This is a genomic window from Cylindrospermopsis sp. CR12 (assembly GCF_001432185.1).
Taxonomy (GTDB): Bacteria; Cyanobacteriota; Cyanobacteriia; order Cyanobacteriales; family Nostocaceae; genus Raphidiopsis; species Raphidiopsis raciborskii.
The window spans coordinates 104,707-126,491 of the sequence record NZ_LMVE01000021.1 but is presented as its reverse complement, the minus strand read 5'-3'; the positions used below and the strand labels follow the sequence as shown (position 1 = coordinate 126,491).

Annotated in this window: 20 protein-coding genes and 2 pseudogenes; 15 read left to right on the top strand and 7 right to left on the bottom strand. The window is 41.5% G+C overall.

Annotated elements, in window-relative coordinates; translation table 11 throughout:
- Positions 1-24 precede the first annotated feature (24 nt).
- The 4 genes from ASL19_RS02695 to sufR all read right to left on the bottom strand — a co-directional run bounded on the left by ASL19_RS02695 (position 25) and on the right by sufR (position 2,838).
- Positions 25-720 carry a tetratricopeptide repeat protein gene (locus tag ASL19_RS02695; protein ID WP_057177186.1) on the bottom strand — a complete coding sequence of 232 codons (696 nt, stop codon included), beginning with the start codon at positions 718-720 and terminating at the stop codon, positions 25-27.
- Between the two features lie 427 nt (positions 721-1,147).
- Positions 1,148-1,606 (bottom strand): YbhB/YbcL family Raf kinase inhibitor-like protein, encoded by a 459-nt coding sequence (locus tag ASL19_RS02690; protein ID WP_057177185.1) that lies wholly within the window; start codon positions 1,604-1,606, stop codon positions 1,148-1,150.
- Between the two features lie 160 nt (positions 1,607-1,766).
- Positions 1,767-2,027 carry a hypothetical protein gene (locus tag ASL19_RS02685; RefSeq protein WP_006277479.1) on the bottom strand — a complete coding sequence of 87 codons (261 nt, stop codon included), beginning with the start codon at positions 2,025-2,027 and terminating at the stop codon, positions 1,767-1,769.
- A 130-nt stretch (positions 2,028-2,157) separates the two neighbouring features.
- Complete coding sequence (gene sufR / locus ASL19_RS02680; RefSeq protein WP_057177184.1) at positions 2,158-2,838, bottom strand: iron-sulfur cluster biosynthesis transcriptional regulator SufR; 681 nt, start codon at positions 2,836-2,838, stop codon at positions 2,158-2,160.
- Between the two features lie 197 nt (positions 2,839-3,035).
- On the opposite strand from sufR, the gene sufB reads away from it, so the two are divergent.
- From sufB to ASL19_RS02655, 5 genes are read left to right on the top strand one after another with little or no spacing between them, the layout of a single operon-like run.
- Positions 3,036-4,475, top strand: coding sequence for a Fe-S cluster assembly protein SufB (gene sufB, locus ASL19_RS02675; RefSeq protein ID WP_057177183.1), 1,440 nt, complete (start codon positions 3,036-3,038; stop codon positions 4,473-4,475).
- A gap of 24 nt (positions 4,476-4,499) precedes the next feature.
- A complete protein-coding gene (sufC, locus tag ASL19_RS02670; RefSeq protein ID WP_057177182.1) occupies positions 4,500-5,285 on the top strand; it encodes a Fe-S cluster assembly ATPase SufC in 786 nt (261 codons plus the stop codon).
- A gap of 2 nt (positions 5,286-5,287) precedes the next feature.
- A complete protein-coding gene (sufD, locus tag ASL19_RS02665; RefSeq protein ID WP_057177181.1) occupies positions 5,288-6,667 on the top strand; it encodes a Fe-S cluster assembly protein SufD in 1,380 nt (459 codons plus the stop codon).
- A gap of 28 nt (positions 6,668-6,695) precedes the next feature.
- Complete coding sequence (locus ASL19_RS02660) at positions 6,696-7,961, top strand: SufS family cysteine desulfurase (RefSeq protein WP_057177180.1); 1,266 nt, start codon at positions 6,696-6,698, stop codon at positions 7,959-7,961.
- 41 nt (positions 7,962-8,002) lie between these two features.
- Entirely contained in the window at positions 8,003-8,257 is a 255-nt protein-coding gene (locus ASL19_RS02655) for a SemiSWEET transporter (RefSeq protein ID WP_006277485.1), read from the top strand.
- 51 nt (positions 8,258-8,308) lie between these two features.
- Here the strand turns inward: ASL19_RS02655 and ASL19_RS02650 are convergent, their stop codons facing one another.
- On the bottom strand, positions 8,309-8,710 hold the full coding sequence (locus tag ASL19_RS02650) for a fasciclin domain-containing protein (RefSeq protein WP_057177179.1): 402 nt from the start codon (positions 8,708-8,710) through the stop codon (positions 8,309-8,311).
- Between the two features lie 391 nt (positions 8,711-9,101).
- On the opposite strand from ASL19_RS02650, the gene ASL19_RS02645 reads away from it, so the two are divergent.
- The 3 genes and pseudogenes from ASL19_RS02645 (at position 9,102) to ASL19_RS02635 (ending at position 12,010) form a co-directional block, all read left to right on the top strand.
- Positions 9,102-9,593, top strand: a complete 492-nt coding sequence (locus ASL19_RS02645; RefSeq protein ID WP_057177178.1) for a Dps family protein — start codon at positions 9,102-9,104, stop codon at positions 9,591-9,593.
- 329 nt (positions 9,594-9,922) lie between these two features.
- Positions 9,923-10,222, top strand: a pseudogene (locus ASL19_RS02640) (S-methyl-5'-thioadenosine phosphorylase); the annotation flags it as partial.
- A 531-nt stretch (positions 10,223-10,753) separates the two neighbouring features.
- On the top strand, positions 10,754-12,010 hold the full coding sequence (locus ASL19_RS02635) for an ABC transporter substrate-binding protein (RefSeq protein ID WP_057177176.1): 1,257 nt from the start codon (positions 10,754-10,756) through the stop codon (positions 12,008-12,010).
- 136 nt (positions 12,011-12,146) lie between these two features.
- On the opposite strand, the pseudogene ASL19_RS02630 reads toward ASL19_RS02635, so the two are convergent.
- Together ASL19_RS02630 and ASL19_RS02625 are read right to left on the bottom strand one after the other, a co-directional pair.
- Positions 12,147-12,317: pseudogene (locus ASL19_RS02630) on the bottom strand (type II toxin-antitoxin system VapC family toxin); the annotation flags it as partial.
- Positions 12,317-12,604: a hypothetical protein gene (locus ASL19_RS02625; RefSeq protein WP_006277489.1), complete on the bottom strand. Its 288-nt coding sequence runs from the start codon at positions 12,602-12,604 to the stop codon at positions 12,317-12,319. The pseudogene ASL19_RS02630 and the gene ASL19_RS02625, both read right to left, overlap by 1 nt.
- Before the next feature lie 332 nt (positions 12,605-12,936).
- On the opposite strand from ASL19_RS02625, the gene ASL19_RS02620 reads away from it, so the two are divergent.
- The 7 genes from ASL19_RS02620 to glgX all read left to right on the top strand — a co-directional run bounded on the left by ASL19_RS02620 (position 12,937) and on the right by glgX (position 21,764).
- Positions 12,937-13,815 (top strand): S-methyl-5'-thioadenosine phosphorylase, encoded by an 879-nt coding sequence (locus tag ASL19_RS02620; RefSeq protein ID WP_057177175.1) that lies wholly within the window; start codon positions 12,937-12,939, stop codon positions 13,813-13,815.
- Between the two features lie 271 nt (positions 13,816-14,086).
- Entirely contained in the window at positions 14,087-14,938 is an 852-nt protein-coding gene (locus tag ASL19_RS02615; RefSeq protein ID WP_057177174.1) for a type 1 glutamine amidotransferase domain-containing protein, read from the top strand.
- Positions 14,928-16,652, top strand: coding sequence for a thiamine pyrophosphate-binding protein (locus ASL19_RS02610; RefSeq protein WP_057177173.1), 1,725 nt, complete (start codon positions 14,928-14,930; stop codon positions 16,650-16,652). Before ASL19_RS02615 ends, ASL19_RS02610 begins: the two co-directional genes overlap by 11 nt.
- A gap of 78 nt (positions 16,653-16,730) precedes the next feature.
- A complete protein-coding gene (locus ASL19_RS02605; protein WP_057177172.1) occupies positions 16,731-17,429 on the top strand; it encodes an EthD family reductase in 699 nt (232 codons plus the stop codon).
- A gap of 142 nt (positions 17,430-17,571) precedes the next feature.
- Positions 17,572-19,035, top strand: coding sequence for an ankyrin repeat domain-containing protein (locus tag ASL19_RS02600; RefSeq protein WP_057177171.1), 1,464 nt, complete (start codon positions 17,572-17,574; stop codon positions 19,033-19,035).
- A 43-nt stretch (positions 19,036-19,078) separates the two neighbouring features.
- Positions 19,079-19,648, top strand: a complete 570-nt coding sequence (locus tag ASL19_RS02595) for a DJ-1/PfpI family protein (RefSeq protein ID WP_057177170.1) — start codon at positions 19,079-19,081, stop codon at positions 19,646-19,648.
- Positions 19,649-19,667: 19 nt separating this feature from the next.
- The gene (gene glgX, locus ASL19_RS02590; protein WP_057177169.1) at positions 19,668-21,764 is read left to right on the top strand and encodes a glycogen debranching protein GlgX; all 2,097 of its coding nucleotides are present in this window, start codon (positions 19,668-19,670) and stop codon (positions 21,762-21,764) included.
- The last annotated feature ends 21 nt before the right edge of the window (positions 21,765-21,785 follow it).

Here is a 21,785-nt window from a genome sequence, read left to right as displayed (position 1 = left end):
GGGAGTCCCTCACTTTTAGCCGCGTCAACCACCCATTTCTTTTAACATCTCTTCTACCCTAACCATCCCGTCCGCATCCCTACCAGTACGATATAGTCTTAGGGCTTGTCTTAAAGCATTACCAGCCTCTTGCATTTGTCTACGCTGTTTAAACATAGCACCTATTAACTCATACACCCGTGGGTTATTTCTATCTATTTTAGTTGCCTGTTCAAAAGCCCATTGTGCAGCATCATAATCTCCCAAACGGGTTTGACTTGCACCCAATCCTAAATAGGCATGGAAATTATTGCGATTAATCTGGATGGCACGACGGTAAGCCTCCTTAGCACCTACTGCGTCTCCTAGGTTCCCCTTAATATAACCAACAGCGTAGTAAAAGTCACTGTTGTTAGGATTGATAGAAATAGCTTGGCGGTAAGCAGATAATGACTGTGAAAAATTGCCTTGTTGAGCATACAAATAACCAATACCAGAATAAATTTTGGCATTTTTAGGCGCTAACTTGGCTGCATCTTGATAAACAGCAATAGCACCGCTGTAATCTCCTGAATCTACCAATTTTCGTCCCTGCTCTAACAATTCTCGTAGCTTACGATTATCAGCTTGTACTAGTAATACCTCTCCTGCTTGAGACTGAGTTGTCATCACAGGACTAACATTTGAAATCACGCTTAATATTAGCGTTGCTAAGAAGAAAGATGTTTGTTTGTATTGCATAACTTTTTGGTATTTTATTCATCAAGATTTGGTGTATTTGTTGTACTGCAAGGGAATGAGTCAGAACGCCTACCCAACTATCATTTTTAGCCATCAACCCTTTCTATAGCGTTCCCACTAAAGCTATATTTTGAGGATAAGATCAGCAGTTAAAACCCCTCCTTTATACTCCACTTGCTATCGGTAACTTTCCTGCACACTAGTCAACAAAAAGACTAAACCCCAGTCCCTACCTACAGATTCTGAAAAATATCCTTTGATCAGGATTAACAGCTAGAAAATATTGCGATTGTACTAAGAACTTAAACCCAATATGTCACCCGATTGAGCTGTATAAGCTTTCTAAGTCTAGTAAAGTTAATAAGTGACAAAAAGTGTTAAATATGTATATTTTGGGATAAAAGTAGTTAATAGAAAATGATAAAACTTACCTTTGGCGCTGATATTTGCCCATGAGTTGTGCCTTAGCCAAAACATGATTTTTCATAGCTACCATAATGTCATTTTTAGTTACACCAGGTGGGAAATTTAGCTGTTTATCTAATGCGTAAAGATGAAAAAAATAATGGTGGATTCCAGTTGGTGGACAAGGACCACCATAACCCAAGATATCAAAATCATTTTTACCTTGTATACCACCACCGGGGATATGCTGACTGTTGATTATCTTTTCTGACAATTGGTTAATTGTTGGGGGAATATCAAAAACAACCCAATGAACAAAGGTTTTTCCCGGTGCATCTGGGTCATCCATAATTAAGCATAAACTCACCGTTTCTGGAGGAACCTCATCCCAGACTAAGGGAGGAGAAATATTTTCACCATCACAGGTATACTTCATGGGAATTAAACCATGGTCAACAAAAGAACTGCTAGTTAGTTTCATGGGTTTTTGTACCTTAGAAGTTATAACTGTAGACACCTTTAGGCGAAAGGAACCCGTCTATTCAAACCTGACTTTTACCTGGGTCTCTACAATCTTAAAGATAGCAAAACTTTCATGAATAAAAACTCGTCTTTTAGTCATATATAATTGGTAGTATAGTCTACCACTTCAAAAATGCCTCCTCAAGGCCCTTTTCTCTTCTAATCTTTCCATCTGATTCAAACCAATTAATAATTTGCTTAGCTGTCAATTGCTCAATTGGTAGCTCATGCTCCTGAGCAATATGTTGTAAAATCCTCAAGGAAGAAATGGTCAGTCTGGTTAAAAACTTCTCAGAAGATGATAACAGAGCTGCATCAACCTGAGCGGATTCATCGGGGGTTAAAAATTCAGTTGATGATTGATTAGGTAGAGCTTCCATAAAATTTCTGGGTATGAGTTTACAATTACTACCAGTTCATTAAACCATAAAAAATTACGGTATGCAAAAACTACCCTAGGTCAAAACATAGAGTCTTTACACTACACTTGTTCGTCATTACAACTTGCCACTAGTTTCTCTTAATCAAGTAGACACATCTATGCTGCCCATCTATTAACCAGTGAGTTCTTTGCACACTACAATCGGGTAATATTGCTGCAAACATTTCCAGCTCATGTCCACACACACTAGGAAAAGACTCAGCAACATTAGAAATAGCGCAGGTGTGTTCCATAAATAAGAAGCCATGAGCACCCTCATGACCATCATCATTTTCTTCCACTGGGCGGAACTCAGCCATAAAACCTTCGGCCTTTCTTAATTCTACTAAGGTAGCTACCCTTTCTTCTAAACAACCCTGGCCAACCTTTTCCTGATATTCCTGGGCTTTCCGTTCCCACTGCTTTTGTAAAATAGTTTTTACCTGCTCCCTTCCTACAGTTTCCGCTAGGGTATCCAATAGCGAAACTGCAAACTCCCCATAACCACCACTAACCTTAGTGGCGCTTCTTTGTAAATACTCCTTACCTCCTGGACTCAAATGATAAATGTGTTGGGGTCTACCCATACCGGAATTTTCTGGTATGGAATACACAACCATCTCATCCGTCTCTAAATCTTTCAAATGCCTACGAACAGCTTGTGGACTAACTTCTAGGATTTCTGATAGTTGGCCCGCTGTGGCTTGAGAGTGTTTCAAAAGATACTGTAGGATATCCTGCTTAGTTGAGGACTGCTGGGTAGTCGCCATGTTAGTCCCAAAAAATTTTTCTAAAATTTGACTTAAACAACACTGTTGTTGTTAATCTATCGTACAATAGATTTGGGTTAAACAACAGCCTAGTTGTTTTACTCGCCGATTTCATTCTAGCAGTTTAGTGACTGAGTTAGTTACACCTTAACCGCTAAACCCATTGCTTATCCTTTAAAGAGAACACAATAGAAACGATGAGCGCATCCGTCAAGACCCTAGTTAACCAACCTTATAAGTATGGCTTTGTCACTGACATTGAAACCGACACCATACCCCGTGGGCTAAATGAGGAAGTTATCCGCTTAATTTCCGCTAAAAAACAAGAGCCAGAATTCATGCTGGAATTTCGTTTGCGTGCCTACCGTCAGTGGTTAAAGATGACGGAACCAATTTGGGCGCATGTTAACTATCCACCTATTAATTACCAAGATATTGTTTATTATTCTGCACCAAAACAAAAGAAAGCAAAACTGAATAGTTTAGAAGAAGTTGACCCAACCTTACTGGAAACCTTTGAGAAATTAGGTATTTCCCTATCCGAGCAAAAGCGACTGGCCAATGTAGCTGTGGATGCAATCTTTGATAGTGTTTCCGTGGCCACAACATTTAAAGAAAAACTGGCGGAGGATGGGGTGATTTTCTGCTCCATTTCGGAAGCATTGCGGGAGCATCCAGAATTAGTCAAGAAATATCTTGGTAGTGTGGTGCCCATTGGTGATAATTATTTTGCTGCTTTAAACTCCGCTGTTTTTAGCGATGGTTCATTTGTATATATTCCTAAAGGGGTTAAATGTCCCATGGAATTATCTACCTATTTTCGCATTAACTCCGGTGATACGGGACAATTTGAAAGAACTTTAATTGTTGCGGAAGAAAGCAGCTATGTTTCTTATTTGGAAGGATGCACAGCACCAATGTATGATAGTAATCAATTGCATGCTGCTGTTGTGGAATTAGTTGCTTTAGATAATGCTGAAATAAAATATTCCACAGTGCAAAACTGGTATGCTGGTGATGAAAATGGTAAGGGAGGGATTTACAATTTCGTTACCAAAAGAGGTTTGTGTCAAGGAGTCAATTCCAAAATTTCCTGGACTCAAGTAGAAACAGGATCTGCTATTACGTGGAAATATCCCAGTTGTGTGTTAGTTGGTGATAATTCAATAGGTGAATTCTACTCTGTAGCTCTAACCAATAATCGCCAGCAAGCTGATACGGGAACTAAAATGATTCATATTGGTAAAAATACTCGTAGTACAATTATTTCTAAAGGTATTTCCGCAGGCAAATCAAGTAATAGCTATCGGGGTTTAGTCAAAATTAATCCTAGTGCCAAGGGTGCTAGAAATTATTCTCAATGTGATTCCATGTTGATTGGAGACAATGCCCAGGCCAACACATTTCCCTACATTCAGGTTCAGAATAATACAGGTAAAGTAGAACATGAAGCTTCCACCTCTAAAATTGGTGAAGACCAACTATTCTTTTTTGCCCAACGTGGTATTTCTGCTGAAGATGCGGTTTCAATGATGATTAGCGGTTTCTGTAAGGATGTTTTTAACCAGTTACCGATGGAATTTGCGGTAGAAGCTGATAAGTTATTGAGCTTGAAATTAGAAGGTAGTGTGGGTTAGTAGATCAAAAAGAGGATAGGAGCCATGATTATTGAGAACAGTGATTTGATTTTGTCCGTTAAAGATTTGCAAGCCCAAGTGGATGGAACTCCAATTTTGAAAGGAGTTAATTTAGAGGTGAGAGCAGGTGAAATCCATGCCATTATGGGACCAAATGGCTCTGGCAAAAGTACCTTGTCTAAAGTTTTAGCTGGACACCCTACTTACAGTGTCACCAGTGGTGAGGTAGTTTTTCAGGGTGCTAATCTTTTGGAAATGGAAGCAGAAGAAAGAGCTAGAAGTGGTGTATTCTTGGCCTTTCAATATCCTCTAGAAGTTCCTGGTGTTAGCAATTTAGATTTTCTGAGGGTTGCCTATAATTCTCATCGTAAAGCCAAAGGTTTACCGGAAGTGGATACTTTTGATTTTGATGATTTAGTAATGGAAAAGTTGGAAGTTGTGAAAATGAATTCCAGCTTTTTAGAACGCAGTGTTAACGAAGGCTTTTCCGGTGGTGAAAAAAAGCGCAATGAAATTTTGCAAATGGCTATTTTAGAGCCTAAATTAGCCATCCTGGATGAAACCGATTCTGGTTTAGATATTGACGCACTCAAGATTGTTTCTAACGGGGTGAATCAGTTGACAAATGCAGAAAATGCCACCATCATGATTACTCACTATCAACGACTTCTGGATTATATTGTTCCTGATTTTGTCCATGTGATGGCTCAAGGACGTATTATTAAAAGTGGTGGTAAGGAGTTAGCTTTAGAGCTAGAATCTCAAGGTTATGACTGGGTATTGGAAGAAGCTTTAGGAGTGGGTGTGTAATTATGACTATGGAAGTTTTCCCCCCTGCTGTTAGCGATTCTTTATTAGATTTGGATAAAGATGCTTTTTTAACTAGGTTGCTAAATCAGCTAAATGAGATTTGTCTATCAAAAGAACCAAGCTGGTTAGAACAAGTTAGGACTAATGCGACCAAGTGGGTGCGTCACTCGGTGATTCCTACTACCCGAGATGAAGAGTGGCGTTTTACAGACCTATCTCCTTTACGGGAGATCAGTTTCGCATTAGGTTCTAATTTAGGTAGTTCCCAAATTGCCATGGAATCTTTTATGGAGGGTTTAGGTTTACCTGAAGCTACCCACCGGTTGGTTTTTATTAATGGTGTTCTCACACCAACTTTATCCCAGACTTCAGATCTACCCTCCGGTTTACATGTTGGTAACCTAAATTCTTTAGAAGATTCTGTTGCTCAGAAATATTTGGCGCAGTTTGACGGAACAAGAGATGTTTTTAGCGACCTAAATACTGCTGGTTTGAGTGATGTTGCAGTGGTATGGGCGCGCAAAAATGTGGTAGTTGAAGATCCCATACAGCTGTTATTTATTTCCCTGGTGGGAGAGTTCCCAACTTTTTGTCAACCCCGCTGTTTGGTAATTGCTGAAGGTAATTCCCAGATAAGTCTAATTGAGGAACATATTACCCTAACTACACCTTCACCACAAAATAATCCTAGTCCTGGTTTGAACAGTGGTTTTAACAACAGTGTGACAGAAATCTGGGTGCATGAAAATGCCCAGATCAATCATTCTAGAATTGTCTTGGGTGGTGATCATAGTTTTGATATTGGTAAAACTGCTGTAACCCAAGCAAGATACAGTCGTTATAGCTGTAATGCCATAACCATTGGTGGTAAAATTTCTCGTCACAACTTAGAGCTTGTACAAACTGGTGAACAAACTGAAACTAATCTCCACGGATTAACCGTTATTGCCCAAAAGCAATTGGGTGACACTCATAGCGCGATCGCACTGAACTATCCTTATGCTACTAGTAGACAATTACACAAACTTATTATAGGCGATCGCGCCCATGGGGTATTCAATGGTAAGATATTTGTTCCCAAACCTGCACAATTAACGGATGCGTCGCAGTTAAACCGGAATTTGCTTTTATCATCAAAAGCGAGAGTAGACACCAAACCCCAATTAGAAATTACCGCTGACAATGTTAAGTGTGCCCATGGTGCAACCGTTAGTCAATTAGAAGACGATGAAATCTTCTACCTGCAAAGTCGGGGAATAGGAGAAACGGAAGCGCGTAAGTTATTAGTTAATGCTTTTGCAACAGAAGTTATTAACCTAATTCCACTTGCTCCCTTGAGAGAGAAGCTGTTAAAAACAGTTAGCTCTCTAGTCAATAACTAAGAAATCAGATAATCAAAACTAGCGAAATATGACATTTACATCAACTAAAACCCTAGCAGATCAAGTTCGTTCAGACTTTCCCATTCTTCAACAAAAAGTTCATGATAAACCCCTAGTTTATCTAGATAATGCAGCTACTTCTCAAAAACCAACCTTAGTATTGAACACTTGGCGGAATTACTACGAAGAGTATAACTCCAACGTGCATAGGGGTGCGCATTTTTTAAGTGGAAAAGCTACGGATGCTTATGAAGCAGTAAGAGATAAAGTGGTTAATTTTATCCAAGCAAAATCCCGTCAGGAGATAGTTTTTACCCGCAATGCTAGTGAAGCCATTAATCTAGTGGCTTACAGTTGGGGAATGAACAATTTACAACCAGGAGATGAGATTATCCTCTCTGTAATGGAACACCATAGTAATATTGTCCCCTGGCAATTTGTGGCTCAAAAAACCGGAGCAGTCCTGAAATTTGTAGAATTGACACCTGCACAAACCCTAGATTTAGACCAGTTTAATAACCTAATTTGTGAAAAAACTAAACTGGTATCTATTGTGCATATTTCTAATACATTAGGTTGCATTAATCCAGTCCAAGAAATAGCTAAAATTGCTCATAGATACGGAGCAAAATTCCTACTAGATGGATGCCAAAGTGTTCCTCACACCCCCATCAACGTCCAAGACATTGACTGTGATTGGTTAGTTGCATCTGGACACAAAATGTTAGCTCCCACCGGTATTGGCTTCCTATACGGTAAATTAGAATTACTAGAATCCATGCCACCATTTTTCGGTGGTGGAGAAATGATTGCAGAAGTATATTTAGACCATTCTACCTATGCAGAACTCCCCCATAAGTTTGAAGCTGGTACACCTGCTATTGGGGAGGCCATAGCTCTGGGTGCAGCAATAGACTATTTAACTAATATAGGGATGGATAAAATCCATGCTTATGAAGCAGAATTAACTAGCTATTTATTTGAGCAACTAGCACAAATACCCCAACTAACAATCTATGGACCAAAGCCAGATATTCATGGTGAAGGCAGAGCCGCTTTAGCGTCTTTTACTGCCAAAGGTGTTCACGCTAATGATTTAGCCACGTTACTAGACCAAGAAGGTATAGCTATACGTTCTGGTCACCATTGTACACAACCATTACACCGTTATCTAGACTTGGCAGGGACTGCACGGGTAAGTTTATCTTTTTATAATACCAGGGAAGAGATAGACGTGTTTGTTAACGCTTTGAGAGAAACATTGAATTTTTTTGCCAGTGTTTTTAGTGAGTAGACGGACATAAATACACATAAATAAATGTATTGGAAAAAAAAATGGACTTTGTGAACATAGTGGGATTAGCTGCGGGAACCCTAACAACAATTGCTTTTTTACCTCAGATGTTACAGACCTGGAAAACAAAGTCAGCAAAAGATGTTTCTTTTGCGATGTTGATTACATTCATGACTGGGTTGTTCTTATGGTTTATTTATGGTATTATGCTGGGCGCCACGCCAATTATTTTGGCCAATGGTACTACTTTGTTTTTTAACCTAATTATTCTGGGTTTGAAGGTTAAATACAAGTAAGAGGAAATATAGCTTTAGACAAAATGCTATTATATCCCCATACCCCCATTATCAACCCATTAAAATAACAGTGTCAATAACATGAATGACCCCATTGTCGGCCTCAATATCCGCTGCAATAACTGTAGCATTTTTGACTTCAAAACCATCATTACAGTCAATTTTTATTGGTGAACCTTCTACGGAACTGACCGTGCCCAATTGGGCTAAATCCGCTTTCGTCAATTTTCCGGGAACTACATGATAGGTTAAAATTCTTGCTAACTGAGGGATATTTTGCAATAGGGTGGTAATGGTACCAGGGGGTAGTTTAGCAAAAGCATCATCAGTGGGTGCAAAGACCGTGAAAGGACCCGGACTTTTGAGAGTTTCCACCAAGTTAGCTGCTTGTACCGCCGCTACTAAGGTTTTGAATGAATCATTGCCAACTGCAATATCAACAATATCAGCCATTAATGCCACCTTTTATCTACTGAGGGATATTTACAAATTGTAAATCATTGAGAGGGTAGGTCGCTCATCTCCCCTAACTACAGCTGTAATTGCTAATTTTTCTCAAACTAGTTGACAAAAATTCTCAATCAAGTTAGAGTTTTATATAGTGTTCTGCTCTCTTTAAAGGATAGGCAAGTGGGAGTAGTCTTAGTGGCTAGTCCCTCTTTTTTTGATAATTATTCCTAATAATCAATTGTTTTGGACAAAATTTGTTTTAACTTCTCACAACTTTTTTGAATACTGTAGCTGGTGTCATCTTATTGATTTTTTGGGTAAAATGAAGTTAAACGGACAAAAAATCCTGTTCATAACTTTTTTAAAACCCTAGTTGAACTCAGGAAGGAGAATTATGGCATCCGCACAAAAACTTACAAACGTCAATATTGGGATCAGTGAACAAATGAGAGGTAAAATTGCTGAGGGTTTATCCTGTCTATTGGCCGACACCTATTCACTTTACCTGAAAACTCATAATTTTCATTGGAACGTCACCGGTTCAATGTTCCAAACTCTACATTTAATGTTTGAGACCCAATACACTGAATTAGCCTTGGCAGTGGATTTAATTGCTGAGAGAATTCGTGCACTGGGTTACCCCGCCCCCGGAACTTATAGCGAATATGCTCGACTTACGTCCATTCCAGAAACTTCAGGAGTTCCCAAAGCTAAGGAAATGATCCAATTACTAGTGGAAGGTCAAGAAGCAGTGGTGAGAACTGCACGCTCCATTTTTCCCTTGGTAGATGAGGTCAATGATGAACCTACTGCGGATTTGTTGACCCAAAGGATGCAAATCCATGAGAAAACTGCCTGGATGTTAAGAAGTTTACTGGAAGACTAGGACTGGAACAACTGTCTGGTTCTAGCAGATACGATCGCCCCTGATACAATCGGGAAGAATAAGTAGGGAGGCACAATTATTTGTAGGGGCCATGGCGTAACCGATGGGGGTGTTGGGTTTCATACTTCAACCCAACCTACGTTCATCTTATATTTAATTCCACCCACCCACTTACTTCATAAAAGGATTCCCTTGATGAATCCAACTGGCAATCGCTCCTCATTTTAGTATAAACTTCAGTAAAATGGCTCTGAACAGGTTTAACAGGTGTAGCAAAATGAAGTCAGTAGAGATTGGGATTATTGGTGGCAGTGGTTTATACAAAATGTCAGCATTTGGGAGTCAAATACTTACTTTCAGCTAGTGCTGTTGGTTCCTTAAGAGCGGAGGTAAAACCACTGGATATGGTGATTCCTGATCAGTTTATTGACCGGACTAAAAACCGTGTTTCTACCTTTTTTGGAGAGGGAATTGTGGCTCATATTGCTTTTGGCAATCCCATTTGCCAAAATTTGGCAGCAGTTCTAGCAGATGCGATCGCATCTTTGAATTTACCTGATGTTACTCTTCACCGTGAAGGTACTTACTTATGTATGGAAGGCCCTGCTTTTTCTACCAAAATTGAAAACGGCAGTGATTTTTGCTAATCCCAACAGTCATTACAGCAACAGTCTCAGAGAAGCATTTACTAGGAACTTTGAAAAACTAGGTGGGTCTGTGGTTCGTTACCCGCTGATTGATTTAACCAATCCCTTGTTAGATATACGCAGGGAGATATCAACTACAGAATGAAACATCGGGATATCCACTCCAGTTCTCAGAAGACAAAGAGCGGTTGGGATAAGCGGTTTTGGTCACTGTTAAAGATGGTAGGTTTGAACCTGTGACAATGGGTTGTAAAATGTCTGGTTATCTAAGAAGTAGCTGTCACTGGAGCGATGATCGAATTTATCAATAAGCTGTGGTGGAGTCAGCACTTTAATAAAATTTAACGGTAATCACTGAATAAATCGGTTATACTTAGGTGGGCAAGTGGAATTAAATATTAAGATGAACGTAGGTTGGGTTGAAGTATGAAACCCAACGCCCCCATGGGTCACCCCATTTCGGGAGTTTGAGCAAAAAAAAGCCCTGCTGATGATCAATCTGACATTGCCAATATGGCCATTATTGGGAATGTGAATAGGGCGGTACGGGAAATAGCTCCCCTACCTCGAGAAACTATAGAGTCTTCATTTCTTCGATGCTATCCATTTGACCAACTACTCTACCGTTCTAATCTGTTCATGGTGACAATGATTGGTACTTGCTCCTTAATTTTTTTGAGTATTGCAGTACTTGGTATTTATCGTTTATCTAATCCATGCACACCAAATGAAAAGAAAGCACTTGGTATTTTATGTTTAGAAGGCTCAGAAACTAAATCAATAATTAATTCTAATGGAAATGATCCGAAAGTTTCAATTGAACAAAATAATGACTCAGCTGAAAAACAGGGAAATCCTTTAGCATTAGCAGTGGTTTTGCCATCCTCTGAAAACATAAGCAATAACAATGTTACGGGAAATGTATTGAATGGAGTAGCCAAAGCACAGGACGAATTTAATAAAAAACAGAAGCAAAAAAATAGTAGATTAGTCAAAATATTGGTTGAGTATAGTCAACAATCGGATGCACCTAAGAAAGCAAAGGAATTGGTAAATAACCCATCAATACTGGGAGTAATACATTATTATTCTCCCTATTCTGCTGATACTAATGATCTCATATCAGTCTACGAGAAGGGAGGAGTACCCTTTATTTTTCTGTCTACCCAGGATATGAAACCACAGGGATCCATCCTAACTACAAATATTGGACCTGATAGCGCTAACAAGCTAGCTGAATATGTTTACAAAAACTTAAAATTAAAAAGTGCAACAATTTTTGCTAATACAGGTACTAACTATACCAAAGCTATGGCGAAAGAATTTGAAAGTAGTTTTCAAAAACTGGGTGGTAAGGTAGATGAGGTGATTGATCTAGGAGATAAGGAGTTTGACACCGAAGAAAAAGTTAATCAACTGAAATCTCCAGTTGCTGTCTTGTTTCCAGATCGAGAAAATAGTCAGAAAGCAGTTGATATTGCCAATGCAAAGTATGAATCATCAAGTGAAAAAGTCCGAAAGTTAAAATTATTGGGTGGAGATACCCTTTATGGAACTAATATCTTGATAGGAAAACCAGTAGAAGTAATGGTTTTATCAATACGTCAGTTTAACAATAGGGTAACAAATAATGCCACTCAAGTTCTAATTAATTCTTTAGGTTCTAATCCTAACAGAGAGTCAGTCCTAAAAAATATGCAACGCCAGCAAAAAACTATCTTGGTGAAAATCCAAAATAGTGAATTTGTCATCCTCAACCCAAAACCGTGAGCTGGTGTCATCTTATTGATTTTTCGAGTAAAGCGAACGCTTATTTTAGCGTACCAGTCAGCTACCTTTACATTGGGGTATCTCACCTTAAAAAGCATTATTCGTAGGGCTTTGGCTATTTCCGGAGATGTCTAATTAATGTTTCTAGATTTTTGGCTACCTGTTGAGAACAATAAACTCCTTTATAGAGTTCTGAAACTACGATGATGGATAGATAACATTGGCTAAAGTAGCGATTGAATTTAGCAACAGCTTGAGGGTTTTCGCTGAGTAGTGCTATGCAAATGTTGGTATCTAGTAGATACATTAGTCGTTATCCTGATTATCAATTGAGTCTATAATTCTACCTTGATAAGTATGGCGTTCTTGGTCAATTTCTGCAAATATTTGGGTTAATTCAGGTTGATTTTTCCAAGTACCGAATAATTTATTTAGTTTAGCTAGTCTCTCCTGTTCTGTTAATGGTTGTTTTGGTTTTCTGATTTGGTTTTCAATAAATTCTAAGTCTACTATGATTTCTGTTCCATCTGGAATATTGTTAAGTTGTTCTAATATTTCTATATTCTGTCCCCGTTTTATGCCTCTAACTTTCATTTTCAATTTCCTCTTATTAATAGTTATTAGTTGACTAGTTGACTGTTTAATTTTCGGTGAGTTGATAACATTTTATTTGTCGGAATCCAGAAATGTTGAATGTCGTTACAAAACTTTATATCTTCCATCCAATGAACATAACTGATAGCTCACCGATTAGACCTGTTGGGAAATACTAATTAAAACGGCAGAAATCCTGATGCAGTCTAGCTTTGAGGAATTTTACGGTATAATTCCTGAAATCCTTTTGATGAATCTAACTGGCAATCGCTCCTCATTTTAGTATAAACTCCAGTAAAATGGCTCTGAACAGGTTTAACAGGTATATCAAAATGAATCCCGTAGATATTGGAATTATTGGTGGCAGTGGTTTATACAAAATGTCAGCATTACAAGATGTGGAAGAACTAGATATTAAAACGCCCTTTGGTTCCCCATCTGATACGATTATTATCGGTACTTTAGCGGGAGCAAGAGTGGCATTTTTAGCTAGACATGGTCGCAATCATGGTCTCTTACCTAGTGAATTACCATTCCGTGCCAATATTTATGCTATGAAGCAGCTAGGGGTCAAATACCTACTTTCAGCTAGTGCTGTTGGTTCCTTGAGAGCAGAGGTAAAACCACTGGATATGGTGATTCCTGACCAGTTTATTGACCGGACTAAAAATCGTGTTTCTACCTTTTTTGGAGAGGGAATTGTGGCTCATATTGCTTTTGGCAATCCCATTTGCCAAAATTTGGCAGCAGTTCTAGCAGATGCGATCGCATCTTTGAATTTACCTGATGTTACTCTTCATCGTGAAGGTACTTATTTATGTATGGAGGGCCCCGCTTTTTCTACCAAAGCGGAATCTAATATGTATCGCAGTTGGGGAGCAACGGTAATTGGCATGACCAATTTAACGGAAGCCAAGTTAGCTAGAGAAGCGGAAATTGCCTATGCAACCCTAGCTTTAGTTACTGACTATGATTGTTGGCATCCGGATCATGATCATGTGACGGTAGATATGGTAATCTCCAATTTACAACATAATGGCATAAATGCTCAAGAAGTAATCATAGAAACTGTGAAAAGATTAAGTGAAAATTCCCCCCCAAGTGAGGCCCATTCCGCACTAAAATACGCCATTCTCACAAATTTGGCCGATGTCCCCACGGAAACAAAACAAAAGTTAGGTCTGCTACTAGAAAAATACTTGGGGGTTTAAAAGTTTACGAGATAAACCCAAGTGAGCGGAAATGTAATAGGCCTGTTGGGAAATAGTGATTAAAATAGCAGAAATCCTTATCGGAAAAGCCTTTCAAGGATATTCTGGCTTATTACCCAACAACTCTAAGACTCTGGATGGGCGTTCTGGCTTACCTCTACCTCCTTGGGGCTATAACCATCTGTTAAGATTTATGAACAGTAATTCGACGGATTTTCCAATAGAAGTATAATTTGAGCATGTCCAAAATTAGAATGGATGTCGCTTTTATATGAAGCAAATTCTATGTGTGCTTTCAGAATGGGGCTATTGGGGGGAGGAGCTGGTTGGCCCCTACGACGTTTTGCTGAAGGCAGGTTATAGTATTGATTTTGCAACTCCGAAGGGAAGAAAGCCACCGGCCTTACCCCCCAGTATGGATGAAACCTATGTTGACCCTCCCTTGGGAAAGGGAGTAACTAGTAGCCACTATGCGCAACGAACCAAGGAAGTAAATGGTTCTGACCTGCTTAGTCAACCGATTAACCTAGCTGAGTGGTTTCCGGCAATGCCTTACTTTAATGCTCCCAACTTTGGACACGAATTGGAGGCTTACTACCATCGCCGAGACCAGTGCTGGAAAGATTTGGAGAAGTATGATGCCCTTTTATTGCCGGGGGGTTCTGGCCCCATGGTGGATATGGTCAACAATGAACGTCTCCATGCTGTGATTTTAGGATTTTTAGCTCAAAACAAGCTCATTGCGGCAGAGTGTTACTGCGTTACCTGTTTAGCCTTTGCCAGAGACTGGACTGATCGTAAAAGCATTATTTGGGGTAAGCATGTTACTGGGCATGCTAGGGAATATGACTATAAAGATGGTACAGGCTTTGCTCAAATGTATGGGTATGATGACCAACCTATGAATACTTCTGCCAATTTTGGTCCGCCTTTTTATCCTTTAGAATACATTTTGCGAGATGCAGTTGGGCCCGAGGGCCAGTACCACGGGGGTGTGGGAAAAACCCTATCAACAATTTTAGATTATCCATTTTTAACTGGTAGGTCAACCCAGGATTCTCAACTGGTGGGTGAACTCATGGTTGAAGTTTTAGAGAGAGGGCTAAAACGCTATGGTTGGTAGCTCCCCTGGGATCCCAAAAACTGGACACTTTACCATTCTTGAACAACTATTGGCTGATGATATTACCCATATATTTGGTAATCCTGGAACGGTAGAGCAAGGTTTTTTGGATGCACTGTGGCAATATCCTGACCTCAAATATATTCTTACCCTACAGGAAACCATTGCAGTTTTGATTGCTGATGGTTATGCCAGAGCTACTCAAAAACCAACAGTGGTGCAAATCCATAGCACACCTGGTTTAGGCAATGCCATTGGTGCCATGTATCAAGCCAAACGGGGACACTCTCCTCTGGTGGTGATTGGAGGTGATGCGGGTATTAGATACCAAAGTATGGATGCCCAAATGGCAGGGGATTTGGTAGCCATGGCAGAACCGGTTACTAAGTGGGCCACCATGGTGCAAGATCCTAGGTCACTGCTGCGGGTTCTGCGACGGGCGATGAAGATCGCTGCCACTCCACCCATGGGGCCTGTATACGTATGTCTTCCCCAAGATATTTTGGATGCGGTGGGCGTGGAGCCAGTGCGCCCCACGAAGGTGCCAAATACTCGAGTGGTACCAGAAGATAGTTTACTTCGCACAGGAGCAATGATGCTGGCGGCGGCAGCCCATCCCATGCTGTATGTGGGAGATGGTGTGGCATATTCTGGAGCTCAAGCAGAAGTAGCTCAGGTAGCAGAGCTGTTGGGGGCTGAAGTATGGTCAGCCGATGCGGGGGAAATTAATATTCCTTTGGATCACCCTCTCTATATGGGCTCTACGGGACATATGTTCGGATACCAGAGCCTTTCTACCCTGCAGAGAGGAGATGTAAATTTAATTTGCGGTACTTATCTTTTGCCGGAGGTATTTCCCGAGATAGGCGACATCTTTGCAGCTGGTGCTCAAAACATTCATATTGACCTGAATGCCTATGAGATTGGCAAAAACCATCCTGTGGATATTGGGTTAGTGGCAGATCCAAAACTAACACTGGCTCGCATGGCAGAGATTCTACGGGAGTCCATGACTCCAGCTCAACAAGAGGCTGCAGAGCTTCGAGTAAAATCGCTGAAAAATGCTAAACAGAATGCTATAACAGCTCAATGGGTAAAAGACCGCGAGGACTGGGATAATAGACCATTGCATATGGTTCAATTTGCAGAAGCTTTGGGTCGTCTTTTACCAGATAATGTGGTGGTCTTTGATGAAGCCCTGACCAATTCACCACCCCTCAGTCGCTATCTGAGGGTAACTAAACCGGGATCCTATTTCTTGACCCGAGGGGGATCTCTGGGAGTAGGCATTCCAGGGGCAATTGGTGTCAAGTTAGCCTATCCTGACCGACCAGTGTGGGGGTTTACGGGGGATGGAGGTGCTATGTATACCATTCAGGCATTATGGACTGCTGCTCGTCATAATGTGGATGCTAAATTTGTGATCTGTAACAACAGTTCCTACCGACTTCTCCAACTAAATATTCAGGCCTACTGGAATGAACGCAACATTCCACTACATGACTTTCCTCTTAGTTTTGATTTGTCTAAGCCCAGTATTCAATTTGCCCAATTAGCCCAAGCAATGGGGGTAGAAGCTATTCGAGTGGAAGATCCCAATCAAATTGAACCAGCTATTCAAAAAGCCCTGGAACATTCTGGTCCTTTCTTAATTGATTTGGTGCTTGAGGGTGATGTTCATCCTGAACTAGTTGGGGTGCGGTGTGGGCAGTAAACTATATAAACTGTCAAGACCAGTTTGAGATTTTGATGCCGTGTCGGTTCACTTTACTTGTTTATTTCACTGCTAACTATGATTCATCAATTGATCTTTGCCCACCCCAAACCTGGTATGACCGAAAAAGAGTTTCAAGACTACTGGGTGAACATCCACGCTGTTAAATATGCTAGCAAAATTCCACAAATTAAGAAATATTTAATCGACACTCGCATTCCCTTCGGTCCAGAGCCTGATGATCCGCGCTTTAGTGGAGTGGCAGAAATTTGGTTAAACAATGAGGCGGAACAACTAGCTTCGTTACAGACCCCAGAGTTTCTACAAGGGGCACGATTAGATGAACCAAACTGGGCAGCCTTCTGGCGCACTGTCGTACTCGATACCGATACCCATAGCTTATTGGAAGGTTCAGCTTCTAGTTTTAGGCAGGGCGGGATTAAGCTGATTGGAATGATGAAGCGGAAGATCGGTTTACCCCTGGAAACCTTTCGTCAGTATAGCCTCCAAGTGCATGCTCCTCTAGTTTTAGAGTTGCCAGGGCTACAACGTTACTATCAGTGTCATGTCCGAGACAGCTTTTATGCCATCGGCGAAGCGATCTTAGACTGTGTGGCAATGCTCTGGTTTGATAGCCTCGAAAGCCTCAACATTGCTTTAAACTCACCGCAGAACCAGTTGGCAGCTGCCGATCTCAATAACTTTATTGAGATGAAATATATACATACCTTCGTTGTTCAGGAACATTGGATTATTGGTCCAGAAGCCAGAGCTTAAGTTGCCCAAGTGATCCCTTCATAAGTATTGCTGGCATTGCCGAACGCTGTTTGGACCATTTGATAAATACCAACGTTAGTTCTAGCTCAGACTAGAGTCCCAGGTTCTTATTAAGAGTAAGAGAAAAATTAGGAGGTCGCTGATGAGTACGGAAGAAACCCGAAAAGTCGTCCAAAAATGGTTTGATGCTTTAGATAGGGGTGATGTTGAAACGGCTCTGGGCTGTTTTGCAGAGGATATTGAGTGGATTAACTTCCCAACAGTCGCTGGAGTCAGTGACCTAATTCCCTGGATGGGAACAGCTCATGGAATACAAGAGGTGTGGGAAAAGTTTTCTACTCGCGATAGTGTGATAAACGTTAAGCATTTTAATCTCGTTGATTTAGTTGTCGAAGGATCCATAGCAGTCGGCACTGTGCACGAGATTTCCACAGTTTTAGCCACTGGGCTAGACTTTGAAATTCTTTTTGCCACCTGGTTAAAGGTTGAAAATGGTAAAATTACCCAACGGAAATCCTACTGTGATCTATCCCCCATTATTTATGCCTTTACCGATAATGTCCCTGAGAAGTTGCTGGAAGCAGTTAAGGCTAATGATGTCAGCCAGGTAGAAACTTTATTAATTCGTCACCGAGGTGATGCCAATGGTCGAGATCCAAAAACAGGGTTGACCCTGTTAATGATGGCCGCCTGTCAGGCCAATCTAGCTATGGTTCAGTTGCTACTCAACGCTGGTGCCGATGTTTTTACTGCTGACCCCAAAACTGGAGCAACGGCTCTACACAAAGCCTGCCAGGGGGGCAATGTTGAAATTGCCGGGTTGTTACTGGATGCGGGTGCCCATTTAGATGCTATTACACCTAATATGGGACATACTCCAATTATGGATGCGCTATGGTACAAGTGGCCAGAATTAGTTAAGCTACTAGTTGATCGGGGTCAAAATCTGTACTTCGATACTCACTACGGCTTTAAGCTCGACGACCATATTACCTTTGAACTTAATCTTAACCATGGAGAAGAAAAGCAAAAGTTTGAAAGAATTAAGGACTTAATTGAGGCTGAAAAAGCTCGTCATCAATCTGAGATTGCAAGTCAGACTGTGATGGGGGCGACCAATCAAGGTGATCTTGAGGCTGTCAAACAGCTGATTGCCTCTGGAGCTGAAGTGAATACTGTCTACCCCCACATGAACTCTTTTACTGATGGTCATACCCCATTATTGGTAGCTGCCCGAGATGGTCACACTGATATTGTTCGTGAGCTGCTGGCAGCGGGAGCAAAGGTTCAGGTGGTAGACTGGGTCTTTAAAGGATCACCGATTCACAAAGCTACTTACAACGGAAATACGGAGATTCTAAAGATATTGATAGAACATCCTGACATTGATTTAAATGTTCAGGGTGCTATTAATGGCTACACACCATTGCATGATGCCCTATGGCACGGTTTTTCAGAATGTGCTGAGATTTTAGTCAATGCAGGAGCCTGTTTGCACCTCAAAGGACATGATGGTAAGACTGTTCTCGATTTAGCTCGGGAATTCTGTGGTGAGGGGGCAGAAATTACTCGTTTAATTAGAAAAAAACTGGATTCAGCGCAATGATTTCTTATCAAATGGCAACCCAACTGTACCATGAGACTGCATTATGAAACTAAAAGATAAAAAAATCGGCATCTTAATCGAGAGCGATTTTTACGAACATGAAATCTGGTATTATCACTACCGTTTTCTAGAAGAAGGCGCAGAACTGCACTTCATGACTCGTTTATGGGGGCAACCTTCGATTACCTTCAAGGGACATGAATACCATGCTCCCTTTGAGTGTAACGAATCTTTTGAGGGTATGGATGATGAAACCTTAAAAAGCTTTGCTGCCATTATCGTACCTTCGGCTATGGTGTCTGATCGCCTGCGCTACACTGAAAATGTAAACCAAATACCACCTGCTACAGAATTTTTAAAGCGGGCTTTTTCCCAGCCCAGTATTATCAAAGGCATTATCTGCCATGGTCTGTGGCTGGTGGCCCCCGCTCCAGAATTGGTTAAGGGACGACCCCTAACTTGTCACAACAACCTCCATGGTGATGCGATCGCCTACGGTGCTATCTACCGTGATGAAGATGTGGTGATTGATGGCGATTTGATTACCGGACGCACCGGTGCCCATGCCCATCTGTTTGCCCGTACCATTATTGATCGGTTATCCATTTCCTAGTAAGGATTTTCCCGTAACCATGGCTATCCAGTCTGCAACTCCAACCTATACTCTAGCTCCGGGTTTTTCCCAACCCCTGGGGGCTACAGTAACACCGCAGGGGGTAAACTTCTCCCTATTTTCTGAGGCCGCTACTGGGGTCGAACTGCTGCTGTTTGATCAACACGATGATATTCACCCCTTTCAAATCATTCCATTTGACCCCATCATTAATAAGACATTTCACTTCTGGCATGTATTAGTGCTGGGCTTGCCCACTGGTACCCATTATGCCTACCGGGTTAACGGTCCTGACCGCCCGCAAGACGGCCATCGCTTTGATGCCAAGAAGGTATTAATTGACCCCTACTCAAAGGGTAATAATAAAACTCTATGGAATCGGGGCAAAGCCTGTACTCCCGGCAGTAATCTCGAAAGTTCCATCCGCTGTGTTGTTATTGATATCAATGATTATGACTGGGAGGGCGATCGCCCCCTAGGAAGACCAATGTCCGAAAGTATTATCTACGAGATGCATGTGGGAGGATTTACTCTATCCCCAAGCGCCGGGGTTCGCCATCCGGGTACCTTTACTGGCCTGGTGGAAAAAATTCCTTACCTACAATCTCTCGGGGTAACGGCAGTAGAACTCTTACCAATATTTGAGTTCGATGATACGGAAGTACTGCGCACCGTTAACGACAGTCCTCTGTATAACTACTGGGGGTATAGTACCATGAGCTATTTTGCCCCCCATCCTAGCTACTGTGTTAACCCAGAGGCAGGAGACCATGTACGGGAATTTCGCGACATGGTGAAAGCACTTCATAAAGCTGGTATTGAGGTGATCCTAGATGTGGTCTTTAACCACACCGATGAAGGCAACCATCAAGGACCCATGTTTTCCTTTAAGGGATTGGACAACCGAATTTACTATTATCTAGTAGGAGACGACCGCCAATACTACTACGATTATACCGGCTGCGGTAATACATTTAATTGCAATCACCCGGTGGGAGAAAAATTTATCCTTGACTGTCTACGCTATTGGGTTAGGGATATGCACGTTGACGGGTTTCGCTTTGACGAAGGATCAGTTCTGTCCCGGGGAGAGGATGGGCAACCTATGGAACATCCTCCGGTGGTCTGGGCAATCGAACTGGATGAAGTTCTCAAAGATACTAAAACCATTGCTGAAGCCTGGGATGCGGCTGGGTTATACCAAATTGGCTATTTTCCTGGTTACCGCTGGGCGGAGTGGAACGGTCGTTATCGCGATGACATGCGCCGATTTGTCAAAGGTGATCCAGCAGTAATCGGGGCAGTAGCCTCACGTCTAACTGGAAGTGCTGACCTCTACCAATGGCGGGGACATTTACCAGTGAACAGTGTTAATTTCATCACGGCTCACGATGGCTTCACCTTGTACGATTTAGTCGCCTATAACAATAAGCACAATGAAGCCAATGGTGAGCATAACCAGGATGGTATTAACGATAACCTGAGTTGGAATTGTGGGGCCGAAGGAGATACCACTGATCAATGGGTGAATGACTTACGACAACGACAAATTAAAAATTTCGCTACTCTATTGCTGATCTCCCAGGGAGTACCCATGTTAGTCATGGGAGATGAAGTTGGACGTACTCAGCAGGGCAATAATAACGCTTACTGCCAGAATAACCCGATCAGCTGGTTTGACTGGACTTTAACCGAAAAGAATGCCGATATCCTACGGTTCTGGCAGATATTGATCCGACGTCGCAAGCACTTTAAGGAGTTGCTAGCCCCTCGCTACTTTACAGGGGCCATCAATGAGCGGGGAGTGGCCGATCTAACCTGGCACGGTACCTGTCTCCATGCTCCAGGTTGGGATGATCCGAACGCCCGTAGTCTGGCCTTTACTGTAGGAGGATTTAACGGAGATCCAGATGTACACATCATGCTTAATATGTACTGGGAAACCCTTCCTTTCCAGTTGCCTCAAGTTTCAGGTTATTGCTGGTGGCGATCGCTAGATACGGCCCTGCCCTCCCCTCATGATGTAGTGGAGATTGGGCAAGAGGTGGCGGTAACTGGTAATACCTACAGTGTCACTGGTCGAAGCATTGTCATTTTGGATGCCAAGCCTCTTTAGGAGCTTTCGTCTTTTTTACCC

Bases quoted from the DNA above. Each gene is read 5' to 3' on its own strand.
- ASL19_RS02695 (WP_057177186.1), bottom strand. From the start codon at position 720: ATGCAATACAAACAAACATCTTTCTTCTTAGCAACGCTAATATTAAGC.
- ASL19_RS02690 (WP_057177185.1), bottom strand. From the start codon at position 1,606: ATGAAACTAACTAGCAGTTCTTTTGTTGACCATGGTTTAATTCCCATG.
- ASL19_RS02685 (WP_006277479.1), bottom strand. From the start codon at position 2,027: ATGGAAGCTCTACCTAATCAATCATCAACTGAATTTTTAACCCCCGAT.
- sufR (WP_057177184.1), bottom strand. From the start codon at position 2,838: ATGGCGACTACCCAGCAGTCCTCAACTAAGCAGGATATCCTACAGTAT.
- sufB (WP_057177183.1), top strand. From the start codon at position 3,036: ATGAGCGCATCCGTCAAGACCCTAGTTAACCAACCTTATAAGTATGGC.
- sufC (WP_057177182.1), top strand. From the start codon at position 4,500: ATGATTATTGAGAACAGTGATTTGATTTTGTCCGTTAAAGATTTGCAA.
- sufD (WP_057177181.1), top strand. From the start codon at position 5,288: ATGACTATGGAAGTTTTCCCCCCTGCTGTTAGCGATTCTTTATTAGAT.
- ASL19_RS02660 (WP_057177180.1), top strand. From the start codon at position 6,696: ATGACATTTACATCAACTAAAACCCTAGCAGATCAAGTTCGTTCAGAC.
- ASL19_RS02655 (WP_006277485.1), top strand. From the start codon at position 8,003: ATGGACTTTGTGAACATAGTGGGATTAGCTGCGGGAACCCTAACAACA.
- ASL19_RS02650 (WP_057177179.1), bottom strand. From the start codon at position 8,710: ATGGCTGATATTGTTGATATTGCAGTTGGCAATGATTCATTCAAAACC.
- ASL19_RS02645 (WP_057177178.1), top strand. From the start codon at position 9,102: ATGGCATCCGCACAAAAACTTACAAACGTCAATATTGGGATCAGTGAA.
- ASL19_RS02635 (WP_057177176.1), top strand. From the start codon at position 10,754: ATGGCCATTATTGGGAATGTGAATAGGGCGGTACGGGAAATAGCTCCC.
- ASL19_RS02625 (WP_006277489.1), bottom strand. From the start codon at position 12,604: ATGAAAGTTAGAGGCATAAAACGGGGACAGAATATAGAAATATTAGAA.
- ASL19_RS02620 (WP_057177175.1), top strand. From the start codon at position 12,937: ATGAATCCCGTAGATATTGGAATTATTGGTGGCAGTGGTTTATACAAA.
- ASL19_RS02615 (WP_057177174.1), top strand. From the start codon at position 14,087: ATGAAGCAAATTCTATGTGTGCTTTCAGAATGGGGCTATTGGGGGGAG.
- ASL19_RS02610 (WP_057177173.1), top strand. From the start codon at position 14,928: ATGGTTGGTAGCTCCCCTGGGATCCCAAAAACTGGACACTTTACCATT.
- ASL19_RS02605 (WP_057177172.1), top strand. From the start codon at position 16,731: ATGATTCATCAATTGATCTTTGCCCACCCCAAACCTGGTATGACCGAA.
- ASL19_RS02600 (WP_057177171.1), top strand. From the start codon at position 17,572: ATGAGTACGGAAGAAACCCGAAAAGTCGTCCAAAAATGGTTTGATGCT.
- ASL19_RS02595 (WP_057177170.1), top strand. From the start codon at position 19,079: ATGAAACTAAAAGATAAAAAAATCGGCATCTTAATCGAGAGCGATTTT.
- glgX (WP_057177169.1), top strand. From the start codon at position 19,668: ATGGCTATCCAGTCTGCAACTCCAACCTATACTCTAGCTCCGGGTTTT.